The organism is Okibacterium fritillariae (assembly GCF_052783725.1).
The window spans coordinates 1,831,188-1,848,040 of the sequence record NZ_CP199917.1 but is presented as its reverse complement, the minus strand read 5'-3'; the positions used below and the strand labels follow the sequence as shown (position 1 = coordinate 1,848,040).

Below are 16,853 nucleotides of genomic sequence, written 5' to 3'. Positions count from 1 at the left end.
CCCCGGCCACCCAGCCCGATGGGTTATAACTGAATCGGCCTTCAGGGCCACCGATTTCGAAAAGAGTGCGAACCCGTGACGATCAAACCTGACTTCTCCGTGGCGATTCCCGAAAATCTGGGCCGCCTGCACTTCGTGGGCATCGGCGGTTCGGGCATGAGCGGTATCGCGCGTCTGTTCGCGAACGCCGGCTACACCGTCACCGGGTCGGATGTGCGCGAATCGGGTGCCGTCGACGCGATGCGTGCGCTCGGCATCCCCGTCGCCATCGGCCATGATGCCGCCAACGTGGGTGATGCCGACACGCTCGTCGTCACGGGTGCGCTCTGGGAGGAGAACCCCGAATACCAGCTGGCGCTCTCGCTCGGGTTGCCCGTGCTGCACCGCTCGCAGGCCCTCGCCTGGCTCATCAACCAGCAGCGGTTGGTAGCCGTCGCGGGTGCGCACGGCAAGACCACGTCCACGGGCATGATCGTCACCGGTCTGCTGGGCCTCGGCGAGGACCCGAGCTTCGTCAACGGCGGCGTCATCGAGTCGTTGGGTGTGTCGAGCGCGCACGGCGAGGGCGACCTCTTCGTCGTCGAGGCGGATGAATCGGACGGTTCGTTCCTGCTCTACGACACGGCGGTCACGCTCATCACCAACGTCGACCCCGACCACCTCGACCACTACGGCTCGCTCGAGGCCTTCGAGCAGGCCTTCGTCGACTTCGCGCAGAAGTCCTCGGAGTTCGTCGTCATCTCGGCGGACGACCCCGGCGCGGTGCGTGTGACCTCGAAGCTCGAGGGTAAGCGCATCATCACGTTCGGCGAGAGCCCCGACGCCGATGTGCGTGTGCACTCGATCACCACCGAGGGCCCCGTGTCGTTCATTGTGTCGTTCGAGGGTCAAGACAACGGCGCCACCCTGACGGTGCCCGGGCGCCATAATGCGCTGAACGCGGCCGGTGCCTTCGCGGTGCTGGTGGGCCTCGGCTTCGGCGCGAGCGAGTCGCTGCGCGCCATCGCCCAGTTCGGCGGCACCGAGCGCCGCTTCGAGCTGCACGGAACGGTCGACGGCGTGAGCGTCTATGACGACTACGCGCACCACCCCACCGAGGTCGCTGCGGCTCTGTCGGCCGCGCGCACGGTCGTGGGCGAGGGCCGGATCATCGCCGTGCACCAGCCGCACCTCTACAGCCGCACGCGCCTGTTTGCTCGCGAGTTCGCCGAGACCCTCGAGCGCTATGCCGACCAGACCGTCGTGCTCGACGTCTATGGGGCGCGCGAAGACCCCGAGCCGGGCGTCACGGGCGCCCTCGTGAGCGAGAAATTCTCCGACCCGTCGAAGGTCGCGTTCATCGCCGACTGGCAGCAGGCGGCCGACTACACGGCATCGATCGCGCGTGAGGGAGATTTCGTCGTCACCCTCGGCTGCGGTGACGTGTACCGCATCGTGCCGCAGCTGCTCGGGTCGCTCACCGACCACCGCGGCTGAGGCATCCGATGAAACGACCGTCAGGTTTCACACCACCGCCTGAGGGCCGCCGACCCGTGCGCGGTTCTGCGGCGGGTGGCGCGGATGACGCGAGCCCCGACGCGTCCGAAGCGGCCTCGCCGCGCCGCTCGACGTCCGACACCTCGCGCTCGACGTCCCGCGCCGGCTCGGGCTCAGGAAAGTCGTCGCGCGGAGACAGCCTCTCTGCGGGCGATAAGAAGCCCCGTGGGGCCGAAGCATCGTCCAGCGCACACTCCTCGACTCCCGGTGCGCGTGCGAAGAAGACCGGTTCGTCGTCCAAGGAAAGCCGAGCGGCCCGGCCGGGTTCCTCCGCATCCTCGGCGGGCACGCGCACGCCGCAGCCCGGCGACGACGACGCCCGCGCATCCTCGGGTTTCCTCCCGAGCGTGCGACAGGCCCGGCGCGAGCGTAAACGCGTCGAACGCGCCGAGGTCAAACGCTTCACGGCCCGCTCGCGTCGCCGCCGCCGCACCTGGTTGATCGCGGGCGGCTCGGTCGTCGGCATCGGCGTGCTCGCGGCCGCTCTCGCCTTCAGCCCCATCCTCTCGGTGCGCACGATCGAGGTGGATGGCGCGGTGCGCGTCTCCTCCGACGCCGTCGTCCAGGGCCTCCAACCCATCGTCGGTTCGCCGTTCCCGCTCGTCGACCAGAGCGCCATCAAGGCCGAGCTCGTGAAGTATCCGCTCATCGAGTCGTATTCGGTCGAGAGCCGCCCGCCCGACACCCTCGTGGTCAAGCTCGTCGAGCGCACCCCGGTCGGCGTCATCGACACGGGGGAGGGCTTCACGGTCGTCGACGCCGCGGGTGTGGTCATCGAGGCATCCAACACGCAGCCCACGGGTTACCCGCTCATCGAGGTGCCCGACGGTGTGACGAGCGAGGGCTTCCAGTCCGCCGCCGGTGTGCTCCGCGCGATGCCCGACGAACTGCGCCAGAAGGTCGCCTCGGTCACGGCCAAGACGCACGACGACGTCACGCTGAAGCTGCGCGACACCGATGCGACGGTGCTCTGGGGCAGCGCGGATGACGGCGCCTTCAAGACCCTGGCCCTCGAACGACTCATGGCCGCCACCGACCCGGCCACGGTCGCGCAGTACGACGTCTCGTCGCGCAAGACCGTCGTGGTGCGCGAACAACCCTAATTTCCGCTCGGATATTCGCGACACGCGGCGCGGCGGGCGAGGTCGGGCGGCCTCTCGCCATAACGTTCAGATCAGGAATTGCATACTCAGCATAACTTTAAGCCTTAACTAGAGGTTGAAAGTTCGCATCGGAGGCCGGACGTGACAAACAACCAGAACTACCTTGCCGTGATCAAGGTCGTCGGCATCGGCGGTGGCGGCGTCAACGCTGTCAACCGCATGATCGAGCTCGGCCTCCGTGGGGTCGAATTCATCTCGATCAACACCGACGCCCAGGCGCTCTTGATGTCGGATGCCGACGTCAAGCTCGACGTGGGACGCGAGATCACCCGCGGCCTCGGTGCCGGCGCCGACCCCGAGGTGGGTCGCCGCGCCGCCGAGGACCACGCCGAAGAGATCGAAGAAGCCCTCGCCGGAGCCGACATGGTGTTCGTCACCGCTGGTGAAGGCGGCGGAACCGGTACGGGTGGCGCACCCGTCGTGGCGCGCATCGCCAAGTCGATCGGCGCCCTGACCATCGGTGTCGTCACGAAGCCCTTCGGCTTCGAAGGTCGCCGCCGCCAGGCCCAGGCCGAGCTCGGCGTCGCCAAGCTCAAGGAAGAAGTCGACACGCTCATCGTCGTGCCGAACGACCGCCTGCTCGAGATCAGCGACCGCGGCATCAGCATGCTCGAGGCCTTCTCCACGGCCGACCAGGTGCTGCTCGCCGGTGTGCAGGGCATCACCGACCTGATCACCACCCCCGGCCTCATCAACCTCGACTTCGCCGACGTCAAGAGCGTGATGCAAGGTGCCGGTAGCGCCCTCATGGGTATCGGTTCGTCGCGCGGCGCCGACCGCGCCATCAAGGCCGCCGAGCTGGCCGTCGCATCGCCCCTGCTCGAGGCATCCATCGAGGGTGCGCACGGCGTGCTGCTCTCGATCCAGGGTGGCTCGAACCTCGGCATCTTCGAGATCAACGACGCCGCTCGCCTCGTGCAAGAGGCCGTGCACGCCGAAGCCAACATCATCTTCGGTGCCGTCATCGACGACACCCTGGGCGACGAAGTGCGCGTCACGGTCATCGCCGCCGGTTTCGACGGGGGCGAGCCGCCGTCGCGCGACGCCGTCGCCAACCGCGACGCCGTGCTCGGAACGGGTGGCGTCGTCACCGCCAAGAACGATTCCCCCGAATCGGTCCAGGCGCCCGCCGCGGCTCCCATCGCCCCGGCCACGCCCGCTCCGGCCGCCGAGAAGAACGACACCTGGTCCATCTCCGAGGAGCGTCACTCCGTGCCGACCCCCGCTGTCGACCCGGCGTTCTCCGACGAGGACGAGCTCGACATCCCCGATTTCCTGAAGTAGCAATGGGTTCCACCGGGACCGTGCCCTCCGAGCACGGCCTCGCGGACCGACTGGCCGCCGTCTCTGCCTCCGTGGCCGAGGCGGCGGCCAGTGCCGGTAGAGACGCGAGCGAGATCACGACGATCGTCGTCACCAAGTTCCACCCCGCGAGCCTCGTGCGTGAGCTGTATGACCTCGGCGTGCGCGACGTGGGGGAGAACCGGCACCAGGAGGCCCGAGCAAAGGCCGCCGAGCTCGACGACCTCCCGGACCTGCGCTGGCACTTCGTCGGGCAGCTGCAGAGCAACAAGGCGCGCCAGGCCAGGCGTTATGCGCACGCCATCCATTCGCTCGACCGCGACAGCCTCGTGGATGCTTTAGCGACCGCCCCCGGCGACGACGACGCCCCGGCATCCATCGTCGACGGTTTCGTGCAGGTCGCCCTCTCCGAGAGCGACACGCGCGGCGGCGTGCAACCCGACGCCGTCGAGGCCCTGGTCGAACGCGTGCTCGCCGGCGACGGCATCCGACTGCGCGGTGTCATGGCGGTCGCACCCCTCGGCGAGGACCCCCAAACTGCCTTCGCTCGCCTGCGCGTCATCTCGGAGCGCGTGCGAGCCATCGATCCGGGCGCCGACCGCATCTCGGCCGGAATGTCAGGCGATTTCACAGCCGCGCTGAAAGAGGGCGCGACACACCTACGAATCGGCACCGCAATCACGGGTAACAGACCCGCGACCGGTTAATGTCGAAGAGGAAGAACCGCACAAACGGAGGTAGCGATGTCCAACCCGCTGAAGAAGACAATGGTTTACCTTGGCCTCGCCGACGAGGACCTTGAGTACGAGCAGCAGCAGCAGAACGAGGCGCCCCAGAAGGCTGCCCCGCGAGCCGAGAGCGCCGCTCCTCAGGCTGCCCCGACCCCCACGCGCGCGCCGGTTACGCCGCTGCGCCGCCCCACGGAGGTCAAGCAGGCCGCACCCGCCGAGCTCAACGAGATCCTCACGGTGCACCCCAAGCAGTACAAAGACGCGCAGATCATCGCCGAGACCTTCCGCGAGGGCGTGCCCGTCATCATCAACCTCTCGCAGATGTCCGAGGGTGACGCCCGTCGCCTGATCGACTTCGCCAGCGGCCTCTCGCAGGGCCTGCAGGGAAAGATCGAGCGCGTCACCAGCAAGGTCTTCCTGTTGTCGCCCTCGCACGTCGCCGTACTCGGCGACACGGTCGCTCAGCCCGTCGAGGGCGAGTCGACCTTCTTCGCTCGGCAATAATTAACGGGTGAGCACAACCTTCGCCATCATCGGCGGCATCCTCTACTTCTTGCTTCTGCTGTACTTCTTCGCGATGTGGGGCCGTTTCGGTCTCGACCTCGCGCGGAGCTTCAAGCCGAGCTGGCGTCCCCGTGGCGCCGGCTTGGTGGCAGCCGAAACCGTCTACGTCGTCACCGATCCTCCGATCCGGTTCTTCCGGCGGATTCTTCCCCCGCTGCGGGTGGGGCCGGTGGCGCTCGATTTCGGATGGAGTATCACGATGCTCTGCGTGATCATCGCCATGACGCTCGTGAACTCGTTCCTCCGCTGATCCCGAAAGTCCAGCGGGCGCGTGACGAGGTTTGCTAGCGTAGGCACGTCATCGAGATCTCGCTCGAAAACAACACAGTCGAAATAACAAAGGTGGGAAAGCCATGGCGCTAACTCCGGAAGATGTAGTCAACAAGCAGTTCCAGCAGACGAAGTTCCGCGAGGGATACGACCAGGACGAGGTCGACGACTTCCTCGACGAGGTCGTCGTCGAACTGCGTCGCCTCGTTGCCGAGAACCAGGAGCTCCAGGAGCGCCTCGAGAAGGCCGGTTCTTCCACCGAGAAGACCGAAGCCGCTCCCGCAGCTCAGGAGGCCCCCAAGGCGGCCGCTCCCGTCGCCGCTGCGCCCGCCGCCCCGGCCGAGAGTGTCGACGAGTCCGAGTCGTCCTCCAGCCTGCTGCAGCTCGCTCGTCGTCTGCACGACGAGCACGTGCGCGAAGGCTCCGAGAAGCGCGACGCCCTCGTCGCCGAGGGTCACGCCGCCGCCGCCCGGATCGTTGCCGAGGCCGAGGCCAAGCAGCGCGAGCAGGCCGCCATCCTCAACGAGCAGAAGGCCGGCATCGAGAAGAAGATCGATGAGCTGCGTGTCTTCGAGCGCGAATACCGTCAGAAGCTCCGCGGCTACATCGAGAGCCAGCTGCACGAGCTCGACCAGAACGCGGGCCCGTCCGGCGCGAAGGTCGGCGCAGACGCGTCCAAAGCGTAAGTCCCTTGCCGAATGAGTCCGGTGCCCCGCGGGGCACACGGGCGCTGATCGTACTCGCCTCCGTCGCGATTGCGGCGTATGCGCTCGATCAGTTCAGCAAGTTCCTCGTCGAGAGCAATCTCACGCTGGGTGAGCAGGTCCGGGTTCTGGGCGATGTGCTAGTTCTGCACTTCGTCAAGAACCCGGGCGCTGCCTTCTCCCTCGCCTCTGGCAGCACCTGGATCTTCTCGATCCTCGCGGCCGTCGTCACGGTGGTCATCATCGTGTTCGCCCGCAAGATCCGCTCGATCGGCTGGGGCGTCGTCTTCGGGCTGTTGCTCGGGGGAGTCCTCGGCAACCTGACCGACCGACTGTTCCGCGAGCCGAGCTTCGGCCTCGGGCACGTGGTCGACTTCATCAGCACCCCGTGGATGCTCCCCGCGATCTACAACGTCGCCGACATCTGCATCGTCACGAGCATGGGCCTGTTCATCCTGCTCACGCTGCGCGGCATCAACATGGACGGCACGCGCAGCATCTCCGCCAAGCGCGCCGCCGCCGAGGCGAAAGACCTGGCCGACGCCGAGCCGGCCGCCCGTTCCACCGACGAACCCCTTCGATAGAGACCCCATGGAATCACGTAGCCTCCCCGTTCCCGACGGGCTGGTGGGCTCTCGGGTCGACGCAGCCCTGGCCAAACTTCTCGGCTTCTCGCGAACGTTCGCGGCCGAGGTCGCCGAAGCCGGGGGAGTGAGCGTCGACGGCGTCGTCCTCGGCAAATCCGACCGGCTGCCGAAGGATGCTTGGCTCGAGGTGTCGTGGACACCCCGGGCCGAGCCCACCATCGTCCCCGTCGTCATCGACGACCTCACGGTCGTGCATGACGACGACGAATTTGTCGTCATTAACAAACCTGCCGGTGTGGCCGCGCACCCCTCGGTCGGCTGGAACGGCCCTACCGTGCTCGGAGCCCTCGCGGGCGCCGGTTTCCGGGTGAGCACGTCGGGCGCCGCCGAGCGCGCCGGCATCGTGCACCGCCTCGACGTCGGCACGTCGGGCCTCATGGTCGTCGCCAAGACCGAACGCGCCTACACGTCGCTGAAGCTCGCCTTCCACGACCGCGAGGTCGAGAAGATCTACCACGCCGTCGTGCAGGGCCACCCCGATCCACTCACGGGCACCATCGACGCGCCCATCGGCCGGCACCCCCGCCACGACTGGAAATTCGCCGTCACGGCCGAGGGCAAGCCGTCGGTCACCCACTACGAGACCGAAGAGGCGTTCCGCGCCGCGTCGTTCCTCAAGATCCACCTCGAGACGGGGCGCACGCACCAGATCCGAGTGCACATGGCGGCGCAGCGGCATCCGTGCGTGGGAGACACGCTCTACGGCGCCGAAGTCGCTCTGTCGGAGCGCCTGGGGCTCACGCGGCAGTGGCTGCACGCGGCCCAGCTGTCCTTCGATCACCCGGCCACGGGGGAGTGGGTCACGTTCACGGCGCCCTACCCGGCCGAGCTCGACCGCGCCCTCGAGATCCTGCGCGCCGAGGGCTGAAGCCCGGCGCACGACGCCGCGCCCGACGCCGCGCCCGACCCTCCTTCGGCCGGCATCCTGCGAGGCGCCGATGTCGCACGTCGGGGTTAGTCTTAAGTTCATCCCCACAAGGTCAGTCGGAGAAGTCTTGCCCTCATCAGACGACTCGTTCGTTCACCTGCACGTCCACAGCGAGTACTCGATGCTCGACGGCGCCGCCCGCGTCAAACCCCTCATCGAGAAGGCCGTGGCCGAAGGCATGCCCGCCGTCGCCGTCACCGACCACGGCAACGTTTTCGGCGCCTTCGACTTCTGGCGCACGGCCACCGAGGCGGGCATCAAACCCATCATCGGCACCGAGGCCTACATCACACCCGGCACGCACCGCAGCGACCGCACACGCGTGCGCTGGGGGGATGGCGGCGGCGACGACGTCTCGGGCGCCGGCTCCTACACGCACATGACGCTCCTGAGCGAGTCCACCGAGGGCATGCACAACCTGTTCCGGTTGTCGTCGCTCGCCTCGCTCGAGGGCTACTACTTCAAACCGCGCATGGACCGCGAGCTGCTGAGCACCTACTCCAAGGGTCTCATCGCGACGACGGGCTGCCCCTCGGGCGAGATTCAGACGCGGCTGCGACTCGGGCAATACAAGGAAGCCGTGCAGGCGGCATCCGATTACCGAGACATTTTCGGCAAAGAGAACTACTTCTGCGAGATCATGGACCACGGTCTGGGCATCGAGCGCCGCATCATGAGCGATTTGATCAAGCTCGCGGGTGAGCTCGACCTGCCGCTCGTGGCCACCAACGACCTGCACTACACCCACGCCGAGGATGCGACATCCCACGCCGCCCTGCTGTGCGTGCAGTCGGGCACCACGCTCGACGACCCCAACCGCTTCAAGTTCGACTCGAACGAGTTCTACCTCAAGTCGGCGTCCGAGATGCGACACCTGTTCCGCGACTACGAGAGCGCGTGCGACAACACGCTGCTCATCGCCGAGCGGTGCGATGTGGCGTTCAACACGAGCGCCAACTACATGCCGCGGTTCCCGGTTCCCGCGGGCGAGACCGAAGAGACCTGGTTCATCAAGGAGGTCGAGACGGGGCTGCACGAGCGCTACCCCGCCGGCATTCCCGACGACGTGCGCAAACAGGCCGACTACGAGGTCGGCGTCATCAGCCAGATGGGGTTCCCCGGCTACTTCCTGGTCGTCGCCGACTTCATCAACTGGTCGAAGAAGAACGGCATCCGTGTCGGCCCCGGCCGCGGTTCGGGCGCCGGTTCCATGGCGGCCTACGCCATGAAGATCACCGACCTCGACCCGCTGCGACACGGCCTCATCTTCGAGCGGTTCCTCAACCCCGACCGCGTCTCGATGCCCGACTTCGACGTCGACTTCGACGAGCGTCGGCGCGGCGAAGTCATCCGCTACGTCACCGAGAAATACGGCGACGAGCGCGTGGCCCAGATCGTCACCTACGGCACCATCAAGGCCAAGCAGGCGCTGAAAGACTCCTCGCGCGTGCTCGGCTTCCCGTTCGGCATGGGCGAGAAGCTCACCAAGGCCATGCCGCCGCCCATCATGGGCAAGGACATCCCGCTCACCGGCATCTTCGACAAAGACCACCCGCGCTACAAGGAGGCGTCCGACATCCGCTCGGTCGTCGAGTCCGACCCCGAGGCGCAGACCGTGTTCAACACGGCGCTCGGGCTCGAAAACCTGAAGCGGCAGTGGGGCGTGCACGCGGCCGGTGTGATCATGTCGAGCGACCCGCTGATCGACATCATCCCGATCATGAAGCGCGAACAAGACGGTCAGATCGTCACGCAGTTCGACTACCCGGCGTGTGAGTCGCTCGGGCTGATCAAGATGGACTTCCTGGGGTTGCGCAACCTCACGATCATCGACGACGCGCTCGACAACATCGAGGCCAACCGCGGTTTCCGGCCCGTGCTCGAAGACCTCGACTTTGACGACCAGGGCGCCTACGACCTGCTGTCCCGCGGCGACACCCTGGGCGTGTTCCAGCTCGACTCCGGGCCCATCCGGTCGCTCCTGCGCCTCATGCGCCCCGACAACTTCGAGGACATCTCGGCCCTCATCGCGCTCTACCGCCCGGGGCCCATGGGTGCCAACTCGCACACCAACTACGCGCTGCGCAAGAACGGCCAGCAGCCGATCACGCCCATCCACCCCGAGCTCGAAGAGCCGCTCAGCGAGGTGCTCTCGACCACCTACGGTCTGATCATCTACCAAGAACAGGTCATGGCCATCGCGCAGAAGGTGGCCGGGTTCTCGCTCGGTCAGGCCGACATCCTGCGGCGCGCCATGGGTAAGAAGAAGAAGTCCGAGCTCGACAAGCAGTTCGCGGGCTTCTCGGCGGGTATGACGGCCAACGGCTACTCGATGGCGGCCGTCGAAACGCTGTGGGCCATCCTGCTGCCGTTCTCCGACTACGCCTTCAACAAGGCGCACTCGGCGGCGTACGGCGTGCTGTCCTACTGGACCGCCTACCTCAAGGCGCACTTCCCGGCCGAGTACATGGCCGCGCTGCTCACGAGCGTGGGCGACGCGCGCGACAAGCTCGCCCTCTACCTGAACGAATGCCGCCGCATGGGCATTCAGGTGCTGCCGCCCGACGTCAACGAGTCGATCGGCTTCTTCGCGGCCGTCGGCGAAGACATCCGCTTCGGTCTCGGCGCCGTGCGCAACGTCGGCAGCAACGTGGTCGCGGGCATCCGCCAGGCGCGCACCGAGAAGGGGCGCTTCGAGAGCTTCCACGACTACCTGCGCAAGGTTCCGCTGCACGTGGCCAACAAGCGCACCACCGAGTCCCTGATCAAGGCCGGCGCGTTCGACTCGCTCGGCAACACGCGCCGGGCGCTCGTTGAATGCCACGAGGATGCCGTCGAATCGGCCGTCAACGACAAGCGCAACGAGGCCAAGGGGCAGGTCGGTTTCGACTTCGACAGCCTCTGGGACGAGCCGCAGGCCGCGCAGCAGGTGCCCGATCGGCCCGAGTGGTCGAAGCGTGACAAGCTCGCCTTCGAGCGCGACATGCTGGGGCTCTACGTCTCCGACCATCCTTTGGCCGGCCTCGAGATCCCGCTCGCGAAGCACGCGTCCACGACCATCACCGACCTCATGGCGGCCGAGTCCACCGAAGACGGCGACACCGTGACCATCGCGGGGCTCATCACGAGCGTGCAGCACCGCGTGGCCAAGGCATCCGGAAACCAATACGGCATGATCCAGGTCGAGGACTTCGGCGGTGAGATCACCGTGATGTTCATGGGGAAGGGCTATCAGGAGTTCCAATCCGCCCTCATCGCCGACACCGTCGTGGTCGTGCGCGGGCGGGTGAGCATGCGCGACGACGGCATGAACCTGCACGCGTACTCGCTGTTCGCCCCCGAGCTCGAGCAGGCCGACGAGACGGGCCAATTGACCCTGGTCATGCCCGATTCCCGGGCGACCACGGAGATCGTCGGTGCCCTGCGCGACATCCTCGTTCGCCACCCCGGCGAAGCCGAGGTGCGTTTGAAACTCGTGCGCGGCGACGTGGCACGCGTGTTCGAGGTGCCCAAGCCCGTCAAGGTGACGGCCGATCTCTTCGGCGAACTCAAGTCATTGCTCGGTCCGAATTGCCTCGGATAAGATCACGCTGACCTTCCCCGGGCGACTCGCTCGTCCGACGGCCATGCCGGCCGGCCCCACCCACTCCCACAGAAGGAGCAACAATGACGGATTCCACTCCGCGCAACGACCAGTGGGGGCCTCCGCCGTCGCCGCACCAGGGCGCACCGGGCGCACCCCAGCCCGCCGCGGGCCAGTACGGCACCGGTCAGTATGGCTCGGGTCAGTACGGCTCGGGCCAGAACGGCTCCGGTCAGTTCGGCACCGGTCAGTACGGTGGGCAGCAGCCTCAGGGCGCCGCTCCGGCACAGCCCTACGGCACGGCTCCGGGCCAGCCCTATGGCGCGCAGGCCACGGGGCCGTTCGCGGCACCGCAGAAGAACGACACGCCGAAGGCGCCGAAGAAACGCACCAATGATCAGGGTCTGGCGTTCGGCGTCGGCCCCTTCACGCTGCGCGAGATCATTGTTCTGGGCCTCACGGTGCTGCTCCTCGTCGCATCCTTCCTGCCCATCATCTCGGGCGGGTTCATCGACTACTACTCCGTGTGGGCTCCGTTCACCTGGCTCGTGATCCCCGGTCTGCTGCTCGTGCTCGCCTCGGCCGTGCTCATCACCCTGCGCCGCCTGGTGCCGTCGCTCCGCACGAAGCTGCGCGTCGGTTCGCTGTCGGTCGACCAGTTCGCTTCGGTGTCCGTCATCGTCACGGGCTCCTTCTACCTCGGCCTGCTCATCATCGTGGGCACCGCCAGCGCGGCGATCTCGCCGTTCGGCGCGGGCTTCTCGGTCGGCGCGGGCGTCATCCTGGGCTTCCTCGTGAGCCTCGCCCTGCTCGTCGTCACCACACTCGGCAGCATCATCCCGCCGTTCAAGGCCGACTTCGCCGACCGCGGCGAGTCGCCCGCGCATCCGACCGCGCGCCCCGCTGCTGCCCTGGCCGCTCGACCCAAGCCGGAGAAGAGCAACGCCTTCCCCGGTCAGCAGGGTCAGGCCGGTCAGCAGGGCCAGCCCGGCCCCCACGGCCAGCAGTATGCCGCTCCCGGTGCCCAGGGCAACACGGGCGCCTACCCGGCCAACGGCTGGAACGCTCAGGCACCGCAGAACCCCGGCCAGGGTGAAACGGGCCGGTACGGCGCCGGTTTCGGCGGCGGCTACAACGGTGGCGGTCAGAACCAGACGGGCCAATTCGCGGGCGGCCAGTTCGGTGCCAGCCAGAACGGTGCCGGCCAGAACGGTGCCGGCCAAAACGGTGCCGACCAGAACGGCGCCGACGCGACGTCCTCCTACGCCGCGGGTTCCTTCGCTCCACCCTCTGCAGACGACCAGCCCACCAGCCAGTTCGGGTACGCCCGCCAGGGCGACGCATCATCGGATTCCCCGCTGGCTGCCGGCGACGGCGGTGCCGCACGCGAATGGGCGGCCGACGACTCCGCTGCTGGCCCCCAGTCGCCCGTGCTCGACAACGCCGCTCCCGAATCCGCGCCGACGGCCTTCGAGAGCCTCGGCCTCGAGGACTCGGATGATGTGCGCACGACGCCGTCTCGCGAAGACGCCGCACACGACGAGTCGGCTGAACGGACGAGCACCGATTTCGAACAGCCCTCTGAGAACACGCAGGGGTCGATCGATTCGCCCATCGCTGCGCCGACCTCGGCAGGCCCGTTCGGTGCCGACGCGCCCGCAGACACCGCCGAGTCCGCCACCGACGCTCCGAGCGACGCTGTCGTTGACGCTCCGAGCGAAGCCGCTGCCGACGCTCCGAGCGAAGCCGCTGCCGACGCTCCGAGTGAAGCGGCGACCGAGACGGTTCTGCGTTCCGACATCCCGTCGTTCGCGCCGAACGTCGACTTCGGCTCGTCGCCTCGTTCGACCGACCCGCAGGACGATGACGACGACCCGGACGACGCGATCCCCGCGGCCGACCCGACGCCCGTCTCCGCCCTGCGTCACGTCTCCGAGCACGAGAGCGAGGTCGAGCCGCCGGCCGCCGTCTCGACGCAGCCGTTCTGGGTCTACTCGCCCGTTCCGCGTCCCGTCTACGACGAGCACACGGGCGTGACGGTCTTCGAGATCGGCCCGTCGGCGTGGGCCCTCGCGGTCGTCGACCGCGGCACGGAACTCGTGATCCGTCACGACGACGGACGCGTGGGCGTGTTGCGCGACCTCGAGAACCTGACGCGAGGCTAGTCCGGACGGGTGGTCGCCAACGTCGACCGCCTCAGCACGGAAACGAAGGGAGCGGGCCTCGGGCTTGCTCCCTTCGTCGTATCTTCGGACCGAGTCAACCCCGGTAAAGTCGTTCCTATGGTGAACACAATCGATCTCCGCGGCCGCTCTTTGACACCCTCGGAGCTCGAGCACCTCATCCCGCGCCCCGTCGTCGACGTCTCGGTCGCCCAAGACGCCGCGGCCGCCCTGATCGCCGAGGTCCGTGCCGAAGGGGCCGCCGCGCTCACGCGTCACGCCGAGCGATTCGACGGGGGAGCACCCGCTTCCTTCCGGGTGCCGGCAGCCGATCTCGAAGCCGCGCTCGAGGGCCTCGACCCGGCCGTGCGCGCCGCCCTCGAAGAGACCATCCGACGCGTTCGCGTCGGCACCGCGGCTCAGGTTCCGCCGCAGCAGACCACCGAGATAGCGCCCGGCGCGCGCATCGTGCAGCGCTGGCAGCCCGTGGGGCGCGTCGGCCTCTACGTGCCCGGCGGCAAGGCCGTCTACCCCTCGAGCGTGATCATGAACGTCGTCCCCGCGCAGGTCGCCGGCGTGCGTTCGATCGCCCTCGCCTCGCCGGCTCAGCGCGAGTTCGGCGGCAACGTGCACCCCACCATCCTCGCCGCCGCGCGCCTCCTCGACATCGACGAGGTCTACGCCATCGGTGGTGCGAGCGCAATTGGCGCCTTCGCCTATGGTGTCCCGGATGTCGGACTCGAGCGTGTCGACGTCGTCACGGGCCCCGGCAACATCTTCGTCGCGGCCGCCAAGCGCCTCGTGCGCGGACAGGTCGGCATCGACGCCGAGGCGGGCACGACCGAGATCCTCGTGATCGCCGACGAGAGCGCCGACCCCGATTTCGTCGCGTCCGACCTCATCAGCCAGGCCGAGCACGACGAGGCTGCGGCGTCGCTCCTCGTCACCGATTCAGAAGCCTTCGCTCACGCGGTCGAAGCCTCGCTCGAGAAGTTGCAGCAGTCGACGCGTCACGGCGCGCGCGTGGCCGAGGCGCTGTCCGGCCCGCAATCGGCCATCGTTTTGGTCGACGACCTCGATCGTGCGGCCGAGTTCAGCAACATCTACGCTCCCGAGCACCTCGAGATCCAGACCCGGCGCGACGACGATGTGCTCGCGCGCATCACCGACGCGGGCGTCGTCTTCCTCGGAGCATCCTCGCCCGTGAGCCTCGGCGACTACATGGCGGGTTCGAACCACGTCCTCCCCACGGGCGGTCAGGCCCGCTTCTCGTCGGCCCTCGGCGCCTACACGTTCCTGCGGCCGCAGCAGATCGTCGAGTACGACCGCGCGGCGCTTCAGGATGTCTCCGACCGCATCGTGGCCCTGTCCCGGGCCGAAGCCCTGCCCGCCCACGGCGACGCGGTGTCACAACGCTTCTCCACAGGCACCTCGGATGCCGCATCCTCCACAGGCTCGTCCGACCAGATCCCCGCGCCCGCCGAGCCGGTATCCTGACAACACCATGTATTGCCCCTTCTGTCGCCACCCCGATTCCCGTGTCATCGACTCGCGCACGAGCGACGACGGTCTGTCGATCCGCCGCCGCCGTCAGTGCCCCGAGTGCGGCCGGCGCTTCAGCACCACCGAGACGTCGAGCCTCAACGTCATCAAGCGCAGCGGCGTCGTCGAGCCGTTCAGCCGTGAGAAGGTCGTCAGCGGCGTGCGCAAAGCCTGCCAGGGTCGCCCGGTGACCGACTCCGATCTCGCCCTGCTCGCGCAGAAGGTGGAGGAGAGCATCCGGCAGACCGGCGCGTCCCAGATCGAGGCCAACGAGATCGGTCTGTCCATCCTCACGCCGCTCCGCGAGCTCGACGAGGTTGCCTATCTGCGTTTCGCGAGCGTGTATCAAGCGTTCGATTCGCTCGAAGACTTCGACGCGGCTATCGGGCAGCTGCGTGCCGAGCATGAGGCCGGGCACGACGCGGCTTCCGCCACTACCGAAGCCTGATCGCCGCACCCCGACACGCCCGATACACCTGACACCCCGAACATCCCCGACCTCCTGGGTGGGCCACAGCTGGTTCGTCCCGACACCCGACCGCTGGAGCATCCCATGTATCGCCTGCTGTTCGACCACGTCCTGTCGAAGTTCGAGCCCGAACGCGCGCACCACATGGCCGCGCTCGTCATCCGGGCCATCCCGGCGCTCGGTGCGGCGACCGCGGTCAAGCGCTACACGGCGCCCACCGGCGACCTCAGCGTGCACACGCTCGGCATGACCTTCCCGACGCCCTTCGGCATCGCCGCTGGTTTCGACAAAGACGGCACCATGTTCGCCGGCCTCAGCGCCCTGGGCTTCGGCCACGTCGAGGTGGGCACGCTCACGGCGCACGCGCAGCCGGGCAACCCGAAGCCGCGCCTGTTCCGCCTGGTCGACGACAAAGCGCTCATCAACCGCATGGGGTTCAACAACGGGGGAGCGCAGGCCGCCGCGCGCCGCCTCGGCCGCGAACGTGGCCGCTCGGGCCGCGCTGTGCTCGGCATCAACATCGGCAAGAGCCGTGTGGTCGACGTCGATCGCGCCATCGACGACTACCTGACGAGCACGGCCGTCCTGGCGCCGATCGCCGATTACCTCGTGGTCAATGTGAGTTCTCCCAACACTCCGGGCCTGCGCGGCCTCCAAGAGCTCGACAAGTTGGCGCCCCTGCTCGCAGCGGTAAAGGCGGCCGCGGGTCGCACGCCGCTCCTCGTGAAGATCGCTCCCGATCTGGCCGACGACGAGGTCGTGCGCATCTCCGAACTCGTGGTGCGGCTGGGCCTCGACGGCATCATCGCCACCAACACGACCATCTCTCGCGAGGGCCTTCGATCGAAGCCGTCCCTCGTCGCCGAGGCGGGCGCGGGCGGCCTCTCCGGAGCCCCGGTCGCCGCACGCTCTCTCGCGGTGCTCCGCATCATCCGCGGCGTCGTGCCCGCCGACCTGTGCGTCATCTCAGTCGGAGGAGTAGACACGGCCGAGGATGTCGCGACCCGCCTCGCCGCCGGTGCAACCCTCGTGCAGGGCTACACGGCGTTCCTCTACCGCGGCCCGCTGTGGGCACGCCAGATCAACCGCGGCCTCGCGCGCCTTCGCTCCTCCGCGGCGTAGACCGATCCGTGCGTGGCCAACCGCGGCCTCGCGCGACTGCGCGGTGTAACTCGACCTCACGGTGATCAAGCACGGTTCAGCGCGATCTTGGTTCTCAGCGACCTGGCTCGTCCCGAGCATGGTCGAACGC

14 protein-coding genes are annotated in these 16,853 nt (G+C 67.9%); 13 read left to right on the top strand and 1 reads right to left on the bottom strand.

The features are described 5' to 3' along the window. The first annotated feature begins 75 nt into the window (after positions 1-75). The 10 genes from murC to dnaE all read left to right on the top strand — a co-directional run bounded on the left by murC (position 76) and on the right by dnaE (position 11,428). Positions 76-1,476 (top strand): UDP-N-acetylmuramate--L-alanine ligase, encoded by a 1,401-nt coding sequence (gene murC, locus ACUWEX_RS08625; protein WP_079727688.1) that lies wholly within the window; start codon positions 76-78, stop codon positions 1,474-1,476. Positions 1,477-1,532: 56 nt separating this feature from the next. Then, on the top strand, positions 1,533-2,639 hold the full coding sequence (locus tag ACUWEX_RS08620; RefSeq protein WP_445995962.1) for an FtsQ-type POTRA domain-containing protein: 1,107 nt from the start codon (positions 1,533-1,535) through the stop codon (positions 2,637-2,639). Positions 2,640-2,780: 141 nt separating this feature from the next. Then, entirely contained in the window at positions 2,781-3,983 is a 1,203-nt protein-coding gene (ftsZ, locus tag ACUWEX_RS08615) for a cell division protein FtsZ (RefSeq protein ID WP_079727686.1), read from the top strand. Positions 3,984-3,985: 2 nt separating this feature from the next. Beyond that, entirely contained in the window at positions 3,986-4,708 is a 723-nt protein-coding gene (locus ACUWEX_RS08610; protein ID WP_445995961.1) for a YggS family pyridoxal phosphate-dependent enzyme, read from the top strand. Positions 4,709-4,744: 36 nt separating this feature from the next. After that, positions 4,745-5,236, top strand: coding sequence for a cell division protein SepF (locus tag ACUWEX_RS08605; protein WP_077053104.1), 492 nt, complete (start codon positions 4,745-4,747; stop codon positions 5,234-5,236). Positions 5,237-5,243: 7 nt separating this feature from the next. After that, a complete protein-coding gene (locus ACUWEX_RS08600; RefSeq protein ID WP_077053105.1) occupies positions 5,244-5,546 on the top strand; it encodes a YggT family protein in 303 nt (100 codons plus the stop codon). 103 nt (positions 5,547-5,649) lie between these two features. Next, entirely contained in the window at positions 5,650-6,252 is a 603-nt protein-coding gene (locus ACUWEX_RS08595) for a DivIVA domain-containing protein (protein ID WP_445995960.1), read from the top strand. Positions 6,253-6,257: 5 nt separating this feature from the next. Then, positions 6,258-6,854, top strand: a complete 597-nt coding sequence (lspA, locus tag ACUWEX_RS08590; RefSeq protein ID WP_234991016.1) for a signal peptidase II — start codon at positions 6,258-6,260, stop codon at positions 6,852-6,854. A 7-nt stretch (positions 6,855-6,861) separates the two neighbouring features. Next, entirely contained in the window at positions 6,862-7,785 is a 924-nt protein-coding gene (locus tag ACUWEX_RS08585) for an RluA family pseudouridine synthase (protein WP_445995959.1), read from the top strand. A 70-nt stretch (positions 7,786-7,855) separates the two neighbouring features. Further along, positions 7,856-11,428 (top strand): DNA polymerase III subunit alpha, encoded by a 3,573-nt coding sequence (gene dnaE, locus ACUWEX_RS08580; protein WP_445995958.1) that lies wholly within the window; start codon positions 7,856-7,858, stop codon positions 11,426-11,428. Positions 11,429-11,430: 2 nt separating this feature from the next. Here the strand turns inward: dnaE and ACUWEX_RS08575 are convergent, their stop codons facing one another. Further along, complete coding sequence (locus tag ACUWEX_RS08575) at positions 11,431-12,315, bottom strand: pentapeptide repeat-containing protein (RefSeq protein ID WP_445997632.1); 885 nt, start codon at positions 12,313-12,315, stop codon at positions 11,431-11,433. A gap of 1,395 nt (positions 12,316-13,710) precedes the next feature. Between ACUWEX_RS08575 and hisD the strand changes: the two genes are divergently transcribed. From hisD to ACUWEX_RS08560, 3 genes are all read left to right on the top strand, one after another. Beyond that, positions 13,711-15,087, top strand: coding sequence for a histidinol dehydrogenase (hisD, locus tag ACUWEX_RS08570; RefSeq protein ID WP_079727681.1), 1,377 nt, complete (start codon positions 13,711-13,713; stop codon positions 15,085-15,087). 7 nt (positions 15,088-15,094) lie between these two features. Further along, positions 15,095-15,580, top strand: coding sequence for a transcriptional regulator NrdR (gene nrdR / locus ACUWEX_RS08565; RefSeq protein ID WP_445995957.1), 486 nt, complete (start codon positions 15,095-15,097; stop codon positions 15,578-15,580). Between the two features lie 105 nt (positions 15,581-15,685). Beyond that, complete coding sequence (locus ACUWEX_RS08560; protein ID WP_445995956.1) at positions 15,686-16,723, top strand: quinone-dependent dihydroorotate dehydrogenase; 1,038 nt, start codon at positions 15,686-15,688, stop codon at positions 16,721-16,723. Positions 16,724-16,853: the final 130 nt, after the last annotated feature.

Bases quoted from the DNA above. Each gene is read 5' to 3' on its own strand.
- ACUWEX_RS08595 (WP_445995960.1), top strand. From the start codon at position 5,650: ATGGCGCTAACTCCGGAAGATGTAGTCAACAAGCAGTTCCAGCAGACG.
- ACUWEX_RS08585 (WP_445995959.1), top strand. From the start codon at position 6,862: ATGGAATCACGTAGCCTCCCCGTTCCCGACGGGCTGGTGGGCTCTCGG.
- hisD (WP_079727681.1), top strand. From the start codon at position 13,711: ATGGTGAACACAATCGATCTCCGCGGCCGCTCTTTGACACCCTCGGAG.
- ACUWEX_RS08610 (WP_445995961.1), top strand. From the start codon at position 3,986: ATGGGTTCCACCGGGACCGTGCCCTCCGAGCACGGCCTCGCGGACCGA.
- dnaE (WP_445995958.1), top strand. From the start codon at position 7,856: ATGTCGCACGTCGGGGTTAGTCTTAAGTTCATCCCCACAAGGTCAGTC.
- nrdR (WP_445995957.1), top strand. From the start codon at position 15,095: ATGTATTGCCCCTTCTGTCGCCACCCCGATTCCCGTGTCATCGACTCG.
- ACUWEX_RS08575 (WP_445997632.1), bottom strand. From the start codon at position 12,315: ATGCGCGGGCGACTCGCCGCGGTCGGCGAAGTCGGCCTTGAACGGCGG.
- ACUWEX_RS08560 (WP_445995956.1), top strand. From the start codon at position 15,686: ATGTATCGCCTGCTGTTCGACCACGTCCTGTCGAAGTTCGAGCCCGAA.
- ACUWEX_RS08605 (WP_077053104.1), top strand. From the start codon at position 4,745: ATGTCCAACCCGCTGAAGAAGACAATGGTTTACCTTGGCCTCGCCGAC.